Source organism: Bacillus cereus group sp. Bc061 (assembly GCF_027715825.1).
Taxonomy (GTDB): domain Bacteria; phylum Bacillota; class Bacilli; order Bacillales; family Bacillaceae_G; genus Bacillus_A; species Bacillus_A paranthracis.
Map to the genome: position 1 here is coordinate 1,606,481 of NZ_JAQFTZ010000001.1, position 16,301 is coordinate 1,622,781.

Sequence of the window (16,301 nt, forward strand, 5' to 3'; positions counted from 1 at the left end):
TTTAACTTTGAAGAAGGGATTTTACTGCTTCTCTAATTTCTTGATAGCTTGTACATCGGCAAATGTTTGATTCTAACCACTCCTCAATTATTTCGTCTGTTACTTTTGGATAATTTACTATAAGAGCATGACAGTTTACAATAAACCCCGGCGTACAGTACCCACACTGAAATGCCCAATGTTCTATAAATGCTCGTTGTACAGGAGATTCATGTAAACCTTCAATTGTTGTTATCCTTTTTTCTGTTGCTTCTACTGCAAGCATGATACAAGATTTTATCGGCCATCCATCCACTAAAACCGTACAAGTTCCACAGTCCCCATTTTCACATCCACGTTTTGCACCTGTTAGATTAAATTGATCTCTCAATGTATCTAAAAGGGTATCAGCTGTTCTCACTATTCCCTGTCGATTTTCTCCATTTATATAAAGGGTAAGCTTTTTAATCAAAATACCCCTCCTTCAAAATGCTCTAACATGTCCCGGAATATATTTCTTAATACAAACAACCGATATTCTCTTGATCCACGAATATCATCTAGTACAGGTGCTGGAATACGTAACACAGTATTTTCTATCCTCTCTTCAACTGACATCTGATTATTATTAATAGCAAATTCCATAGCAGTAGAACGAAAAGGAAAAGCACATAATCCACTAAATGCCATACGAATTTTATTTCCTTTTTTCAAAGCAGCTAGTGTAATTAATGGGTAATCAATTTTTTCAAGTTTTCTCTTTTTCACACTATAAAAAGGTAGTCCAACATACTCTATATCAGTTAAGACTTGTAAAAGAAATTCTCCCTTACTTAATTGTAGTCTTTCTATAAATAGAGAATGGATAGAGACGTAACGTATACCTTTCATTCCTACAATTCCCAAAGTGCTGTCTGCTAATAAAAACGGAAGCACTGCCTCTCTATAACAGATTTCCCCTGCAATGTTTCCACCTAAAGTAATTTTATTCCGTGCTGTACGGTCTGCTACTCTTGACGCTATTTTACTCAAAAGTGGAAACACATTCGAATCTGAAACATGAGTTAAAGTAAGTGCTGAACCAAGAACTACATAACGCTGATACCTTCCAAGCACATTACATTCCGGAATTTCCTTTATATCAATTACAGACTTGAGAGAAAGATTCCCCAATCTACCAAGGGTAATAATTTCAGTTCCACCGCTGTAATATATCGGCGTTTTCCCTTCTTGATAAAGCTTAGAATATAGTTGTAATGCTTCTGTTATAGAGTGGGGGCGGTAATATTCAAAGTCAAATGGAATCATAATAAAGGATTCTCCTTTTTCAGTTTCGTTCGCCAAATTAGTTCTGGAGTAATCGGTAACTGATGCAAAGAAACCTGCGCTGCAACTGATAAGCAATTTGCAAGAGCCGCTGGCATTCCCAGGATGCCATGTTCGCCAAGAGCACGAGAACCAAAAGGAGAATCGTCATGAGGAGTTTCTATAAATTCTACTTTATACTCAGGTTGTTGACCGTAGTGGGTTACTTTATATGAACGAAATTGATTGTTTAATACTTTCCCTTTTTTGTCATAAGTAAATGCTTCTCGTGTTGCAAAGCTAAGTCCCATACTCATTGCGCCCATTATTTGGGTCTCAGCTCCTTTCAGATTCAATACCTTTCCAGCATCTATTACACTAAAAGCACGAATTAATTTATATGTATAATCCTGAGTGTCAAATTCAACCTCGACTGCCTGTGCTGCAATTCCCCACTCCGGTCCTGATTTTCCCTTTCCAGTTTCCTTATCAGGTTCTGTGATTCCTTTAAACGTATATGCTCCTCTTCCTATAATCTGTTTGTTAATTACTTGTCCGTTTGAGGAGACATATCCTAACGCAATATGAGCTATTTCTACAGAAAGATTGGGAGATTCTTTGACATATACTTGTTTATTAGCAATTTCTAAGCTCTCTATCGGATACCCTAATAAAATAGAGGCAGATTTTTTCAATTGCGAAATGATATCTTCTGTTGCTGCTAGCACTGCATTTCCTACTAAATATGTAGTTCTGCTTGCAGCTGTTTTCCAATGCTTTGGTGCAATTTGTGTATCCACTTCCATTTTGATATGTATATCTTCCATCTTCAATTTCATTTTTTCTGCTACCATTTGCGCAAGCACAGTTTTTGTACCCGTTCCAATCTCCACTGCACCACAATGGATATTTACACTACCATTTTCATTAAACGTTATTACCGCCCCTGCCCCTGCATCTGATGGTGTTGTAGAGTTTTTCCATGCAAAAGCAATACCCTTTGCGCGCACTTTTCTATCTGAAATTTGTATATACTGTCCTTCATTCCAATTAATAAGTTTTTTTAATCTTTCTAAACATTGTTTCGGATTTCCCATATTACTTCTTGTTACTGGAACTTGTGTAGGTGTCATATCTCCTGGTTTGATTGCATTTTTTAATCGAAATTCAAGTGGACACATACCTAATTTGTTAGCCATAATATCTATAGTTCGTTCTACAACAAAAGTATATTCAGAATGTCCAAATCCACGGAATGCTGTAGCATAAGGATGGTTTGTATACATACAGAGCGAATCACACTCTACATGCTCAATTGAATAAGGTCCTGTACAATCTAGACCCGCCGCTTTACTGACAACTACAGCTCGATCCGCATAAGCTCCACCATCAAATAAAAAAAGGAATTCTGCAGACTTTAAAATCCCTTCTTTCGTACAACCTAGTTTAACTTTTGCTTGCAAACCAATATGAACGGGCGAAGTAATAAAATCCTCTTCTCTGCTATTACGAAGTTTTACCTTTCTTCCTCCTACAGCTTTGGAAGCGATGTAGGATAATATTTCCAATTGAACCATAGTTTTCCCGCCATATGCTCCGCCTACTAAAGGTACGTTAACATGTATATTGCCTTCATCTATACCAAATGCTTCACTCAACTGTTTTCTAATCTCAAATGGTGCCTGAGATGTTGAAGTAACAAGAACAACTCCGTTCGGCTTAATCTCGACTATTGTACATCTTGTTTCCATTGCAGCATGATCAGATTGCGAAAATGAAAAAGATTCTTCTACAATTACATCGCTCTGGTTAAATCCATTTTTAATATCACCCTTCCGAACTTTTGTCCGTGTGGCAATATTTGTATTGGGCTCTGGTTTTGCTTCTTCTATGATTCTATATTCTCCCAAACGCTCATGAACAAGAGGAGCATTATTTTGATATGCCTGTATTGGAGAATTAACAACAGGAATTTCTTTGTACGTTACATGTATTGAAAAAACCGCTCCTTGAGCTGCTGCTTCACTATCTGCAATCACCATAGCAACCGGCTCACCAAAGTATCGTACCTTCTCAAAAGCTAACGGTGGTCGATCCACTATACTACTACCGACCAGGTAAGGATAGTCTCTACCCGTAACAATATTTCGAACACCCGATATTTTCCAAGCCTCACTTGTATCAATGCTCTCTATATACGCATGTGCATATTCACTAGTTAAAAGCTTTACATGCAATATTCCTGTTTCATTTTCATCGTCAATATACTTTGCTCGTCCCGTTACTTTGTCCATTGCTTCTTTCCTGGTGATACTTTTTCCAATGATATGATATTGACTCATAAGTCTCCTCCTTTTTTCCTACTCTATACTATTAGTCTTCTCCTATTTTTAGTACATGGAAGAACTTTCTCTACAAATACCTTTTATATTTCTATGCGAGAATAAGTTTTGGTTTATTTTATACATTCCTAAATTTAATGCTTATTTTTAAAATTGTGGGGGCTTCCTATATTTATCAAGCTAATCTTAAAATTCTTTGACCTTGAGTATTTAACAATACCACTTGTATGGTTCAATATCTGCCGGATAGTAATCTGGTTACCATCATATCCGTTTCCTTGAATGACACCAGGCGACCACTTTTTAATAGAATCATCTAGATTCAAGCGGTTCTCTCCAGCTAATTGAAGTAGAACTTTTGCGGTGAACGTCTTCGTCACGCCGCCAACGCGAAAGCAAAAATCTTTTTTTGGGTATTTTTTCCCATCCCCTTTTTCGAGAGGATGGGCAAAAACACTTTAATTACATTTTTCTAACATCCATTTTTTTTAATAAAAAAAGAGAACCCATATATTAGGTACCCTTTCATAAAAGAATTTTTTATTATTTTTTCTAATTTATATTTTACTTTTTAGGCATATCTTCAGGTTTCACTTCTTCGTATCTATCGATTCCATAATAAGAGTCACCGCTATATTTCTCACCTATTTCAACACGAAAATACGCATTCACTTTTAATTTTTTCTTTCCATGAAAATAAACTGTTTTTTCTTCGCCATCTCCATCAATTTGAACAAAATATTCTATTGTCATCCAGCTTTTAATACCCAATGGATCTTTTTTTATCAGCAATACCCCCTGCTATAATTCCAACCAAGATAATTGTTACAATTCCTAGTAGGAGTCACCATACATATTCATCAACTTAAAAATAGTAAATACCCCTAAAATGAACTGACTTCTCAAAATAACTAACTATAGAGAAAAAAAATTTTCATTTAGGGGGTACTTCAAAATAAAAAAATAAGCCGTTTTTTGTAAAAAATAAACAAATTTTTTATCCTGGGGGTGTTAAAAAGTTCTTAAGTACAAAAAAAGTTATTCTTTCTTAACAATCTAGTGTCCAGAGATAATAAAGTTGTTTAATTTACAATAAATTCGTTTAAAACATAATAAAGTTATTAAAAAAATGCTGGTCATGTTATTCAACAATTGAGCCATTTAATTGAATAAGACTATACAAAAAGTCGCTTTCCCTTACGTAAGGAAATTGACTTCTTAGCTTGATTTCCCCCTTGTTATCAAGCTATTTATTTTAAGTTCCTTTGACTAATTTCGAAAATGTTGTTGACTATTCAGTTGAACTGTATTACATCATTATTAAGTTGAACTATATAGTCGAACTGAATAAAGGGTGAGGATATGAAACATAAATTACTACCGTTGTCTGAAACCATGCATTATATTTTATTAGCTATGCGCGAGCCACTCCATGGCTATGCCGTAATGCAGAAGATAGAAAAGATAAGTAACTGTACTGTTATTTTAGCAGCTGGTACATTATACGGTGCGATTGAAAACTTGAATAAGCATGGTTGGATTGAATCTGTTGGAGAGTCAGGTCGGAGAAAAGTTTATATGATAACTGCGGAAGGAAGTGCCATTTTGAAAATGGAGCAAAATAGGCTATTACATATTTTATCCCTGTACGAAGGAAGTGAATCGAATGAAGAAAGCTAAGATATTTTTTGATATCGAAAAAGAGGAGCAATGGCTGAATGAGCAATTACAAAAAGGCTATTGTTGTACAAATGTTAGTGGATTAGGAATATACACTTTCGAAAAAACCGGCAAGAGATATGTGATGCGACTGGATTATCAAGATTGCAAGTTCTTCTAAAAATACAGGTGTAATATATCGTTGTAATTCTTCCGCAAATGGTTGTAGTTCTTCTTGAAGCGAGAGATTCATAAGAAAATGTCATCCTTTCTAGTCTAGCTTTTTTAGAAAGAATAACGTTTTTTTACACTTAGGGGTAGTGAAAATTCTTAAGTTGATGGGTATAGGGTATCGCCAGTATTTTTGAAAAAATCACGCTAAGCAAAATATTAGTAACATTAAGTTATGACACCGTTTGTTATAAAAAAATCCCCAAAAGCCGATTTCTAAATTAGGAAACCGACTTTAAGACATCTTATTCAATATTTAATAATCGTTTATATCTTTCTATTCTTTCCTTTGCTACCCTTAATCTTTCGTTTTTTAATAAACTCTCATGCCTCTGTTGTGATGAAAAACCAGTCACTTCGAGAATATTTATTTCAACATTAAAATTCCAATCATTTATTTTATAATCAATGGGATACTCAATTTGACCAATATCCTGTTCAGCGTCTACTGCTATATATTTACCATCTTTTAAAAAGAACTTATAGCTTAACCCAATTGTATATATCCCTAACAATTCTCCTAATTCAGAATGCGTTATCTTTAATACCTCTCCACGCACTTCAATGTCCTCATTGTTAATTAAATTATTTGCAAATGATTTTTTATCTTTAACAAGATAAAAATAATCAGTGTTACCTACAACTATAGTTTGATCTAATTCATACCAACTTGGTTTCCAGTTAAAAATCATAATACAACACCTCTAAAAAGTGATTATTCAACTACTTAGGGGACTGGTGGCAAAACGCGGATTTTATACGCTAAGATAGTTACTAAAAGTAAAATGTAATATTTACTACTGTAAAAAATAAATAGTCCCACGCAAAAGATGTTAATTGACGTAAAATTCGTTATAGGAAACTAATTTTTAATATTAAAGCAAACTCTTCCCCGAACAGAGAGGAGTTTGCTTTTTTCAACACTATAAAAACAATTAAATTGCTTGTTTCTTATACTCATTAATGTATCTGAACAATAAGGTTGTACCCGCTATATTAGATACAATGCTCACTCCTAACATTACAGCCCATGTAACATTCTGAATGTTCATTGTCAAAGTTAACATGAAAAAGCACATACCAACCGCAACAAACAAGAAACCTAAAAGCTTATTCATTATTTTACACCTCCTCTTTCATTTTAACATTATAATTAAACGATATCTCGCGTGATTTTGAGTGTATATGGTATTCATGTTAAGTCAACATAATGTCTCATTATTGTTAGCAAGGAAAAATGAGGAACCCTACTCTAACAAGGGAAGCTCCTTTTGTGTTCTATCTACCTATATAATTTTTATACATCCCTATTATAGTGCAGTTTTAGGTTCCTTGTTTGTTACTGAATCAGTCAAAAAACTGTATAAAATCATTCATAATCTTAACGTGGAGGTTTTTCAAAATACTGGAGTTATTCTTTTGATTATAAAACAAAAGTATCAATTGAACAGGCTTCTTTAGCATCCCTACCTTTCTATACATCACCAGATATGAAACGAGGGTCGTCTCATATCTAGTAATTTACTTGGTTAGCTTAATAGGTATGGAGTAGTGCCCCTACAAACAAAACCCACCAGAAACATCTATAATCTGCCCCGTTACCCAGCGGCTATCAGAAGAAGCAAGAAATGCTACTGCATCTGCAATATCTTCAACTTGCCCGATTCGACCGAACACAGATGAATTCGTAGCAAAATTTCGTATTTCTGGATCATCTAGCAATTTCGCATTGATATCTGTCTTCGTATATCCAGGCATAATTGTATTCACAGTTATCCCTCTTTCTCCAAGATGTTTAGCTAGAGGCAGTGTCATCGTATTTAATGCACCTTTACTTAAGCCGTATGCAATGGACCCTGTAAAACCAAGTCTTACTTCAGCTGATGAAATGTTAATAATGCGCCCTTCTGCTCGTAGTAACGGTAATGTTTGCTGAATTAAAAAGAATGGTGCTTTCATATTTACGGCCATAATTTCATCAAAAACTTCTTCTGTTGTATTTTCAATCGTCCCTTGTGTACCTATCCCTGCATTGTTTACTAAAATATCAACCTCTGATGTACCAACTCTTATTTGTAATTCATTCTTTAATTGTTCTACTAGCTTTTTGACACCATCAATTGATTTGAGATCTGCTTCAATTAAGAACGCCTTTCCTCCATTAGATTCAATCTCACAAATTGTTTCATCTGCAGCTGACTTATTTCGGCCGTAGTGAATCGCAACTAATGCACCGTCGTTTGCCAATCTCATCGCAATCGCGCGACCAATTCCTCGACTCGCCCCTGTTACTAACGCTACTTTCCCATCAAGATTCTTCATTTTTTCCATCCTTCCTAAATTTACGTTTGATAAAAACCTATACTTATATTTTTATGTAAAAACCAATTATTTTAAATATAGATTTATAGGTAATTCAGTTCGTTCACTTATGATATTATAGTTATAGTTTGTGATTCACTTTAAAAAATAAAATAAGGAGGCTACACAATGCAAAATGCAGTAAAACTAGATGAAATTGACCATAAAATAATGAACTTGTTGTATGAAAATGCAAGAATTTCTGTTTCAGAAATAGGACGAATTATATCCATGACGCAACCTGCTGTAAAGGAGCGTATGAATAAACTTGAAGATCAAGGCGTTATAGCGGCTTACCGAACGAAATTTGAGCCTTCTAAAATTAATAAAAACATTCAAGCATTCATCATGTTTAAAACGAGCCAATGCTCTGATTTTATCCAATATTGTAATGCCGCTCCTGAAGTAACTGATTTATATCGAATTAGCGGGGAATTTAATTATATGATGAAGGTCATGAGCGATTCGATGGATTCTCTCGCTGCATTTTTAGACTCTTTAATGCAATTCGGCTTATCGTCTCCTTTAATTGTTTTAAAGAGTGAGTTTGAGGAGAAATTGTCGTTCTAATAAAGTGATAGGCACCAGCTTTCCAAAAAAGAAAAAGGAGTGGATCATCCACTCCTTTCAATCACCTATCCCTGATTTCTCTGCGCCTCTCTAAACTCCTCCTTCACCTTCTCTAACAACCCTTCTTCCGTAATTAATCGATACGCCGTATTTGCTAATGCTTTTGCGGATGTAATTAATGCTTTATCCCCTAATTCTGAACGTGCCGCTTCTCTAAATTCATTCGTATGTGCAATTAAATCATCCGGACCAATTTTAATGTACGGGTGGATTGTCGGTACGACTTGGCTAACGTTTCCTGCATCGGTTGAACCAATACCAAATCTTTCTTTACGATTTACGTCTTCCCCTAGCAATTCTAGTTCTTCCGCTACGACGTCGTTATATGTTTTTGTTACGAGTAGTTCATCGATTTCATTTTGGAATTGATGGATTTTTACTTTTGTGCCTGTTGCTAGTGCTGCCCCTTGTGCGATATTTTTTACTTTTTCTGTTACTTCCGCACATCTTTTTCTCGTTGCTGCACGGATGAAGAATCTTGCTGCGGCGTAGTCAGGAATAATGTTAGGTGCTTTTCCGCCTTCTGTAATAACGCCATGAATTTTCACGTCTGACGGAAGTTGTTGGCGAAGTGCGTTAATACTGTTGTACAGCTGAATCACCGCATCTAATGCGTTAATTCCTTCTTCAGGTGAAGCTGCAGCATGAGCTGTTTTTCCATAAAAATGAAAATCAAGTGGATCGACTGCTAGTGAAGGACTCGTTGTTGCTGTCTTTCCGCTCGGATGAATCATAAGCGCCGCATCAATATTTTTAAATAAGCCTGCCTTTACATAACTCGATTTTGCGCTACCGTTCGGTCCTCCTTCTTCAGCTGGTGTTCCGAAAACGACAACTTCCCCGCCAATTTCTTCAAGCGTTTCTGATAACGCGATTGCTGCTGCAACGCTAATGGTGCCGATTAAATTGTGACCACACGCATGGCCAAGTCCTGGTAAAGCGTCATACTCCGCTAAAAATGCGATTGCTGGTCCTTGTTTTCCTGAACTTTTTCGCGCAATAAATCCCGTTTCATGTCCAGCTATATTGTGCTGCAACTGAAATCCTGCACTACCTAGTAATAAACTTAACGTTCTAGATGCATAAAACTCTTGGTTACCGATCTCCGGATTCGCATGAATATCATGACTTGTTTCTATGTACTTTTCCTTATTTCTTTCGATACTCTCTTCAATTGTTTTTCTTTGTGACGCTACTCCTGTCGCTCCCATTTTTCTTCCTCCTTTTATTTTCACGTAAAAAAGCCTCTTTCTAAAAGATAGAAAGAGGCTTCTGTATATACAGTCAAACTGAGCTTCTTTCTTATCTTTCAAGTTACCTTGCTGGAATTGGCACAGTATTCATAACGAATCCGCTGCCGAGGTATCATAGGGCCAGTCCCTCCACCTCTCGTGATAAGAATTTTCATAAAATTATATTAAATTATATTCATTCTAAGTTCATTCCAAATAAAAGTCAAGAAATTCCTATCCGAATTTACCGAATATCTAAAAATCCTTTTAATACACCAATTGTCTCAGGTGCTTGCAGTCTTGCACATACGTACGGAAATTCCGTACTCCCTTCAAATATCATTTGAGATGTGAGCGGTGCGCCTGCCCAGAAGATTTCATCATCAATTACGATAAACGGGAAAGCTTTATTTTGTCTTTGTAACTTTACATTTTTCAGTGGAACTGGTCCGTCACTATACACTGTTATCTGTGCATTTGTACGCATTAACGCTTGCCATACTCGCTTATCCACTTGTTTTGTACTTGGAAGCGAAATAATAATTTTTCGTTTTGCTGCTAAAATATCTTTTAATAGCCCTTTCGTTTCCTCAAGATTCATTTCCATAAACCAACGTAATCGTTTCGATATTTTTCGTTCCCACAATTGTCTTGATGTCGTGCGATCATACACATCTCCGTGACGTTCTATATGAGCTGTTAATTGTGACAACGCTTGTTTTCTCGAAAGATTTTTACGCATATAATGGCAATCTGATAATTGAATAAACTTCCCTCTCGCTCTTGTCACTGCTACATTGACGAGGCGATGGTTTTTATGGTCAAAGAATAATACGCCAGGTCGTTCTTGCGGATAACTATCTACTGTATCAAAAATCATCATATCTCTTTCAGATCCTTGGAACTTATGAACTGTCGCTGCTAAAACAGGTATGTTTTGGTATTTCGTTCTCTGTAACATTTCTCTAATACACGTTGATAAAAAGCGAGACTGCGCCCTGTAAGGCGTCACAACACCAATGGATTGCACACCGTCTAACAGTCCAATTAACATCATTTGCATTGCTACTAAACCAGACATAATGTTAAAACGAGATCCTGAAGCAGCGTCTTTTAACGAAAAAGCTCCCATTTGGCTCGTATCAAATAAAACACTTGCTTCATTTGCGAACGGCTGCAATTGCGCAAGTTCTTTACGTTCTGAAACAGACGGATGGTCGTATACTCTATTTTTATAAATAAATGAATTTGTAAACTTAGATATATCCGCATGCATACGTCTTTGTTCCTGCAACATAAACAGGTTCGGATGTGCTTCTGATTTATTAACAGACTCCACAATCCCGGCATGGTAAAACATATCTTCGCCAAGCCATTTGCGAACGAGTTCATGGTTTGCCATCGCAATTGGAGGTAACTGTAAAAAGTCACCACAAACGACGATACGTTTTCCAAGTGAAGCAGCTAATGCAATTTGCGGAACAAACGCCATACTCACTTCATCTACGACAACTAAATCAAATGTACGCTCATAAATAAGTGAATCAATAGCACATTTCGATAAAGTCGCACCAATCACTTTCGCATTTTCAATATATTCTTTTTCTACTTCTTTAATTTTCGCTTTTTGCTTTCGAAGATCACTTTCTATCTCTTGTATACGCTTCTTATCAGCAGATGTTGCTTTATACGATAAAATCTTTTCACGAAGCTCTTGTCGTGTCTCTTCTAAATAGAGTCTCTCCTCACCCCAAGACCCGTTCGTCGTTTCAACTAACTTCGACGCAAGTAACGTTTCATGATTTCGTATATGTTCGTGTTGACTATAACCGTAACGAACAATTTCACCAGGCGTCCATTTCTTTTTCTTTTCAATTTGCTTTGTTACTTCACTCATTAATACGTCCACTGCTGCATTACTATGAGCTAACACAAGTACCGACTTTCCTTTTTGATAATGAGCCGAAATAATACGTGATAAATTGTAAGACTTCCCTGTTCCAGGTGGTCCCCATACGTACGTTGTCGGATTATAAAACGAGCGATACGCCAATTCATTTTTCGGATTTTTCATCTTCTCCATATGTTTCGGACTACTCGTCCCATCAACAAGACGCTTTATACGATTACGTTTCAGCTTATCTTTACGCGCTTCCTTCAATCTCTCTTGCAGTTGCTCTAAAAGCTGCCACGGTTCACTGTATAAAACAGCTTCTCGTATTTCACCTTGTATATAATCATTTAATTTCAGTTCTATTTCTAATCCATGTACAGATAATACTTCCCCTGTCGCTTCCTCACCATCGAACTCAATTCGAATCGGTGAACCTTCAGGTAAGCTTACTTCCGAAATAAGCTGAAATACGTATACTGTACTTTCATAATCTGTATATAAAAAACGACCATTCATGATAGAAATTTTACTACCACCTATCGTTTTCCAATGTTTAATTTCATACGCTAATGCATAATGCCACTCTTTCATCGTTTCCGATAATGAAGGAGTTTGAGTAGGTGTATTCATCGTATAATCTCCTTCCTTCTCCCCAAACATACTTTCTCACTATACCATATAACACGCTAAAATTTGTAAGGTTTTTATCTTGCTTATTTTCTTAATTTTCAATAACATATTGTATATAATTTTCAGAAAGAAGGAATCTACATGCCAGTTAGAAGAATCGAACACGTTGGACTTATGGTTGCAAACCTAGAAACATCTATCGCATTTTATGAAGAAGTAGTTGGCTTACAACTCATTAAGAGAATGGGACACCCGAATCCAGACTTAAAACTCGCTTTTTTAGGTGTGGAAGAATCAAAAGAAACGATACTCGAATTAATTGAAGGCTACAACTCTTCCCTTCCGGCAGAAGGAAAAGTACATCACATTTGCTTTAAAGTGGATTCATTAGAGGATGAAATTGAAAGACTAAAGAAACATGCAGTAACCTTCTTACTAGGAGAAGAAATCGAAACATTACCAGATGGAACACGTTACATATTCTTCGCGGGTCCTGATGGGGAATGGATTGAGTTTTTTGAGACGGAGAGATAAAACGAAGCTTTAGTCAGCCCACAATTAACGGGATTATAACTTTATGATCCACATAAGGAGTAGAAACTGATGAATACAGTTTTTATTATCGTTTTTTGGGTACTTATACTATTTCCACTTCTTTATATAATACTGATAAAGAAGTGGAATATAAAAGTAGCTGCTTTATTTGTTGGAAGGATTCTATTAAGCATTGTCTATTTCATAAATGGAATGATGTTAGGACTGCAACGAAATTGGGTAGAACCTCCCTATGAAACAGAATGGGATTTCTTTGTAAAGTCTTTACTAAACGGAAAAACTGATGCACTTATGCACTTGTTACTTCTCATTATTATCATTACCTTGGACTTGATCATTACGTTTTATTATATTAATAAAAAGAAATAGGATATCCACTCCTATTTCTTTTTTAATGGGTAGCGCCAAATCGCTATCAACCTAATAAAGGAAAATACCCCCAAAACGAGAAAGTTGGCATCTCCAGGTGAAAATATACATTTTTTGTTTTGGGGCAACTAGTTTCATTAGCTTGATGGGCATGGGGTCCCGCCTACCGAATGACATAAAACCCAAGTTAATACGTTTTTTGAAAGCTGAATCCTTAAATTTAGTGCACTAAGATTCTTCTAAGCTATAAAAAGATAATAAATCTAAAAATTTATTTCTTTTTTGTTTTAAATCAATTTTATATTTATGAAATATAAAATTGATTTAATTTAATAAATATGGGATATTATAAAAGTTGTTTTAAAGTATCTGTATAATATCAATTTATTGAGGTGTTAAAATTTTATGTTTTACGCGTTTATTCCAATCATGTTACTCGTTCTTTTTCTAGGTTTTTATTTAACTGATCCTAGAAGGATAATAAACGGTTTTTTATTTAACCTGTTTATAATTTCAATAATTATTGCAAGTGCGTATTTCTCTATGATTACAGGGAATCAGTATTTACTGTTCATCGCTTTAATTCCTGCTGTGATTGTTTTCTTTATGTTGAATTTCGGCGTAGTAGCCTTAATAGTGGGGCTGTTTCTAAATGCTAAAATTCTTATGAGCAAAGAAAGCCGACGTTTTGCAAATAGTTTAACTTTCGTTTTAGGTATATTTCTTTCTTTCTTTTTAGTAATTTCTTTAGTTGAACCAATTAACTTCTTCCCTGAAGCAATTCGAACACTTTACTGGGGAGCAGTTCTCATTTCTCTATATTTATTTATAGATTTATCTAATTTCCTAACGGCCTATTTCCTATACCAGTTCAATAGACCAAAATACAATCAGGATTTTATCATTGTTCTTGGTAGTGGTTTAATTAATGATAAGGTTCCGCCACTTTTAGCTAGCAGAATAAATAGAGCTATTGAATTTTATAAGAAACAAGAAGCAGTTTCCTCACCACCTAAAATTATTTTCTCTGGTGGACAAGGATCAGATGAAAATATTTCTGAAGCGGAAGCTATGCAGGAGTATGCTGTGAATAATGGGATTCCTTTGGAGAATACAATAAAAGAGGACCGTTCTACTACAACATATCAAAATATGCTTTTTTCAAAGGAAATTATAGAATCATTAAAAGGAACACAATATAACTGTATTTTTTCTACAAACAACTTTCATGTGTTTCGGGCAGGATTATACGCTAAAATAGTAGGATTAAATAGCCAAGGAATTGGCTCAAAAACAGCCTTCTATTATTGGCCAAATGCGATGATCCGAGAGTATATTGCAATCTTCGTTATGAATCGTGTACGTCACAGTATTGTAATAGCAATTATTATGGGATTCTCTATCTTAGCAACTGTAGTAAATTATTTATTTTTTTAAGAATGTTGTACAACTTATGTTTTGGGAGTCATCTTAGGATGACTCCTCTTTTTGTGTTTAAATGAAGCAAGTGATTGTGATGATGTTGATTAGGAAGATAGTTGTTATAGTCGTCTTTTTATTATCTTACAAAAGTGTAATCTTCATGTCATGTTAATGAATTTCTTCTCAAACGAAGAGGGTTTATGATAAAAGCATAATAAAAACACATGAGGTGATTGACATGAAGAGATATATTACACTTTTTAGTATTTTAGTTGTATTTGCGACAATGTTAGTTGGTTGCGATGTGAATCGTATGGGAAAAGATGAATACTATGTTCAAATTACAACTGATGCGAAAATAGAATCAGGGGTATCTAAAGAAGGTAATAAATACAAAGATTATAATTATGAATTACAAGGGTTTGATGAAAATGGTAATGAAAAAACAATAAAATTTAATGGATTGAAAGAACTTCGTAAAGAAGCATTCTTACGTGTGTTCCACTCTGATAAAAAAGGTGTAACTGCTTGGGAAGAGGTGAAGAAAGACGAGCTTCCTGCGAAGGTGAAAGAAAAATTAGACGTGAAATAAATGATCTATAATGGCGAACCCACATATTCGAAGGGCTCGCCTTTTTTTGTGGGGTAATTTTGCCCAAATCCCCGAAAAGGGAGAATAAGCTAAATTAAGTAGGTATACCACCATATCGCCATAAAACTAAGATTTTGAACTATCCATAAAGCCAAAAAGACGTTATTCTTACTGTAGAATTATAGGAAAGGATGGCGTTTTTTATGTTTAATTCTGTATCTGACGACTTACAATTATTTGCACAGGAGATTAAGAGTCTTTTATCACCAAATACCTTACAGAATCTAGCTAGAGATGTTGGATTTGTACAGCGGACAAGTAAGTATCGAGCACAAGATTTAATAGTTTATGTGTATGGATAAGCCAAAGTGTAGCAAAAACGTCCTTAAACCAGTTATGTAGTTATTTAGAAGCATCAACAGAAGGACTGAATCAACGATTTAACGCTGCAGCTGTGCAGTTTCTACAGAAAGTATTAGCCAAACTTCTCAGCCAAAAGTTATCTTCAGCTAAGCTGCTCTCTTCTCCATACACTTCTATTTTCAAGCGTATTCGCATCCTAGATTCAACTGCATTTCAACTTCCAGATCCTTTTTCGTTCATTTATCCAGGTGCAGGAAGATACAGCCATACAGCGGGAAAAAGATTCAGCTTGAGTATGATTTATTAAGTGGACAGTTCCTTCATATCCATACAGGTCCAGGTAAACAACATGATCGAACCTATGGTTCCATGTGTGTCCCAACTGTAACAGCGAATGATTTATGTATCCGAGATTTAGGTTATTTTCATTTGAAAGATCTTCAACATATACAAGATAAAAAGGCTTATTATATCTCACGTATCAAATCGAATATACGTATTTATCAAAAAAATCCTAACCCTGATTATTTTCAAGATGGCCGAATCAAGAAAGGTACAGAGTATATCCGGATAGATATGGAGGTTGTAATGAACTCTCTTCAACTAGGACAAACATGTGAAATATCCAACGCTTATGTAAGAATGACTGATAAAGTTCCAACTCGTGTGATTGTTCATCGACTAACAAAAGAACAACAACAAAAACGATTACAGGATTAAACTGTAAGAGAAAAAAG

General features: G+C 35.3%; 16 protein-coding genes, 3 pseudogenes and 1 riboswitch. Of the genes and pseudogenes, 8 read left to right on the plus strand and 11 right to left on the minus strand.

Annotated features, from left to right (window positions below; all coding sequences use genetic code 11):
- Nucleotide 1 precedes the first annotated feature (1 nt).
- From PDQ40_RS08375 to PDQ40_RS08395, 5 genes and pseudogenes are all read right to left on the minus strand, one after another.
- Nucleotides 2-451: a (2Fe-2S)-binding protein gene (locus PDQ40_RS08375; protein ID WP_270691356.1), complete on the minus strand. Its 450-nt coding sequence runs from the start codon at nt 449-451 to the stop codon at nt 2-4.
- Complete coding sequence (locus PDQ40_RS08380; protein ID WP_270691357.1) at nt 448-1,287, minus strand: FAD binding domain-containing protein; 840 nt, start codon at nt 1,285-1,287, stop codon at nt 448-450. The genes PDQ40_RS08375 and PDQ40_RS08380 overlap by 4 nt, the downstream gene beginning before the upstream one ends.
- Nucleotides 1,284-3,626 (minus strand): xanthine dehydrogenase family protein molybdopterin-binding subunit, encoded by a 2,343-nt coding sequence (locus tag PDQ40_RS08385; protein WP_270691358.1) that lies wholly within the window; start codon nt 3,624-3,626, stop codon nt 1,284-1,286. Before PDQ40_RS08385 ends, PDQ40_RS08380 begins: the two co-directional genes overlap by 4 nt.
- Before the next feature lie 179 nt (nt 3,627-3,805).
- Nucleotides 3,806-4,048 (minus strand): annotated as a pseudogene (locus PDQ40_RS08390) (serine hydrolase); the annotation flags it as partial.
- Nucleotides 4,049-4,190: 142 nt separating this feature from the next.
- Nucleotides 4,191-4,397, minus strand: coding sequence for a hypothetical protein (locus tag PDQ40_RS08395; RefSeq protein WP_270691359.1), 207 nt, complete (start codon nt 4,395-4,397; stop codon nt 4,191-4,193).
- Between the two features lie 591 nt (nt 4,398-4,988).
- On the opposite strand from PDQ40_RS08395, the gene PDQ40_RS08400 reads away from it, so the two are divergent.
- On the plus strand, nt 4,989-5,306 hold the full coding sequence (locus tag PDQ40_RS08400) for a PadR family transcriptional regulator (protein ID WP_270691360.1): 318 nt from the start codon (nt 4,989-4,991) through the stop codon (nt 5,304-5,306).
- Nucleotides 5,293-5,451 (plus strand): annotated as a pseudogene (locus PDQ40_RS08405) (DUF2812 domain-containing protein); the annotation flags it as partial. The gene PDQ40_RS08400 and the pseudogene PDQ40_RS08405, both read left to right, overlap by 14 nt.
- Here PDQ40_RS08405 and PDQ40_RS08410 read toward each other — a convergent pair.
- The 4 genes from PDQ40_RS08410 to PDQ40_RS08425 form a co-directional block, all read right to left on the minus strand.
- Nucleotides 5,389-5,538: a hypothetical protein gene (locus PDQ40_RS08410; protein WP_002163596.1), complete on the minus strand. Its 150-nt coding sequence runs from the start codon at nt 5,536-5,538 to the stop codon at nt 5,389-5,391. The pseudogene PDQ40_RS08405 and the gene PDQ40_RS08410 sit on opposite strands and share 63 nt — an antisense overlap.
- 223 nt (nt 5,539-5,761) lie before the next feature.
- Complete coding sequence (locus PDQ40_RS08415; RefSeq protein ID WP_000577089.1) at nt 5,762-6,208, minus strand: hypothetical protein; 447 nt, start codon at nt 6,206-6,208, stop codon at nt 5,762-5,764.
- A gap of 243 nt (nt 6,209-6,451) precedes the next feature.
- Nucleotides 6,452-6,634, minus strand: coding sequence for a hypothetical protein (locus PDQ40_RS08420; RefSeq protein ID WP_001037653.1), 183 nt, complete (start codon nt 6,632-6,634; stop codon nt 6,452-6,454).
- Between the two features lie 439 nt (nt 6,635-7,073).
- Nucleotides 7,074-7,838: an SDR family oxidoreductase gene (locus PDQ40_RS08425; protein ID WP_229136730.1), complete on the minus strand. Its 765-nt coding sequence runs from the start codon at nt 7,836-7,838 to the stop codon at nt 7,074-7,076.
- 168 nt (nt 7,839-8,006) lie between these two features.
- On the opposite strand from PDQ40_RS08425, the gene PDQ40_RS08430 reads away from it, so the two are divergent.
- On the plus strand, nt 8,007-8,447 hold the full coding sequence (locus PDQ40_RS08430) for an Lrp/AsnC family transcriptional regulator (RefSeq protein ID WP_001178573.1): 441 nt from the start codon (nt 8,007-8,009) through the stop codon (nt 8,445-8,447).
- A 65-nt stretch (nt 8,448-8,512) separates the two neighbouring features.
- Here the strand turns inward: PDQ40_RS08430 and PDQ40_RS08435 are convergent, their stop codons facing one another.
- Complete coding sequence (locus PDQ40_RS08435) at nt 8,513-9,718, minus strand: M20 family metallopeptidase (protein ID WP_000501354.1); 1,206 nt, start codon at nt 9,716-9,718, stop codon at nt 8,513-8,515.
- Between the two features lie 88 nt (nt 9,719-9,806).
- Nucleotides 9,807-9,908, minus strand: a riboswitch (SAM riboswitch).
- A gap of 75 nt (nt 9,909-9,983) precedes the next feature.
- A complete protein-coding gene (locus tag PDQ40_RS08440; protein ID WP_140385381.1) occupies nt 9,984-12,293 on the minus strand; it encodes an AAA domain-containing protein in 2,310 nt (769 codons plus the stop codon).
- 111 nt (nt 12,294-12,404) lie between these two features.
- Here PDQ40_RS08440 and PDQ40_RS08445 point away from each other — a divergent pair, with 111 nt between their 5' ends.
- From PDQ40_RS08445 to PDQ40_RS08465, 5 genes and pseudogenes are all read left to right on the plus strand, one after another.
- Entirely contained in the window at nt 12,405-12,797 is a 393-nt protein-coding gene (locus PDQ40_RS08445) for a VOC family protein (RefSeq protein WP_001145273.1), read from the plus strand.
- 69 nt (nt 12,798-12,866) lie between these two features.
- Nucleotides 12,867-13,187 (plus strand): hypothetical protein, encoded by a 321-nt coding sequence (locus PDQ40_RS08450; RefSeq protein WP_130776786.1) that lies wholly within the window; start codon nt 12,867-12,869, stop codon nt 13,185-13,187.
- A 405-nt stretch (nt 13,188-13,592) separates the two neighbouring features.
- Nucleotides 13,593-14,624, plus strand: coding sequence for a YdcF family protein (locus tag PDQ40_RS08455; RefSeq protein WP_048556930.1), 1,032 nt, complete (start codon nt 13,593-13,595; stop codon nt 14,622-14,624).
- 223 nt (nt 14,625-14,847) lie between these two features.
- Nucleotides 14,848-15,201 carry a YxeA family protein gene (locus tag PDQ40_RS08460; RefSeq protein ID WP_048556929.1) on the plus strand — a complete coding sequence of 118 codons (354 nt, stop codon included), beginning with the start codon at nt 14,848-14,850 and terminating at the stop codon, nt 15,199-15,201.
- A 203-nt stretch (nt 15,202-15,404) separates the two neighbouring features.
- Nucleotides 15,405-16,281, plus strand: a pseudogene (locus PDQ40_RS08465) (IS4 family transposase); the annotation flags it as partial.
- Between the last annotated feature and the right edge of the window lie 20 nt (nt 16,282-16,301).

Bases quoted from the DNA above. Each gene is read 5' to 3' on its own strand.
- PDQ40_RS08380 (WP_270691357.1), bottom strand. From the start codon at position 1,287: ATGATTCCATTTGACTTTGAATATTACCGCCCCCACTCTATAACAGAA.
- PDQ40_RS08385 (WP_270691358.1), bottom strand. From the start codon at position 3,626: ATGAGTCAATATCATATCATTGGAAAAAGTATCACCAGGAAAGAAGCA.
- PDQ40_RS08400 (WP_270691360.1), top strand. From the start codon at position 4,989: ATGAAACATAAATTACTACCGTTGTCTGAAACCATGCATTATATTTTA.
- PDQ40_RS08410 (WP_002163596.1), bottom strand. From the start codon at position 5,538: ATGAATCTCTCGCTTCAAGAAGAACTACAACCATTTGCGGAAGAATTA.
- PDQ40_RS08415 (WP_000577089.1), bottom strand. From the start codon at position 6,208: ATGATTTTTAACTGGAAACCAAGTTGGTATGAATTAGATCAAACTATA.
- PDQ40_RS08420 (WP_001037653.1), bottom strand. From the start codon at position 6,634: ATGAATAAGCTTTTAGGTTTCTTGTTTGTTGCGGTTGGTATGTGCTTT.
- PDQ40_RS08425 (WP_229136730.1), bottom strand. From the start codon at position 7,838: ATGAAGAATCTTGATGGGAAAGTAGCGTTAGTAACAGGGGCGAGTCGA.
- PDQ40_RS08430 (WP_001178573.1), top strand. From the start codon at position 8,007: ATGCAAAATGCAGTAAAACTAGATGAAATTGACCATAAAATAATGAAC.
- PDQ40_RS08435 (WP_000501354.1), bottom strand. From the start codon at position 9,718: ATGGGAGCGACAGGAGTAGCGTCACAAAGAAAAACAATTGAAGAGAGT.
- PDQ40_RS08440 (WP_140385381.1), bottom strand. From the start codon at position 12,293: ATGTTTGGGGAGAAGGAAGGAGATTATACGATGAATACACCTACTCAA.
- PDQ40_RS08445 (WP_001145273.1), top strand. From the start codon at position 12,405: ATGCCAGTTAGAAGAATCGAACACGTTGGACTTATGGTTGCAAACCTA.
- PDQ40_RS08450 (WP_130776786.1), top strand. From the start codon at position 12,867: ATGAATACAGTTTTTATTATCGTTTTTTGGGTACTTATACTATTTCCA.
- PDQ40_RS08455 (WP_048556930.1), top strand. From the start codon at position 13,593: ATGTTTTACGCGTTTATTCCAATCATGTTACTCGTTCTTTTTCTAGGT.
- PDQ40_RS08460 (WP_048556929.1), top strand. From the start codon at position 14,848: ATGAAGAGATATATTACACTTTTTAGTATTTTAGTTGTATTTGCGACA.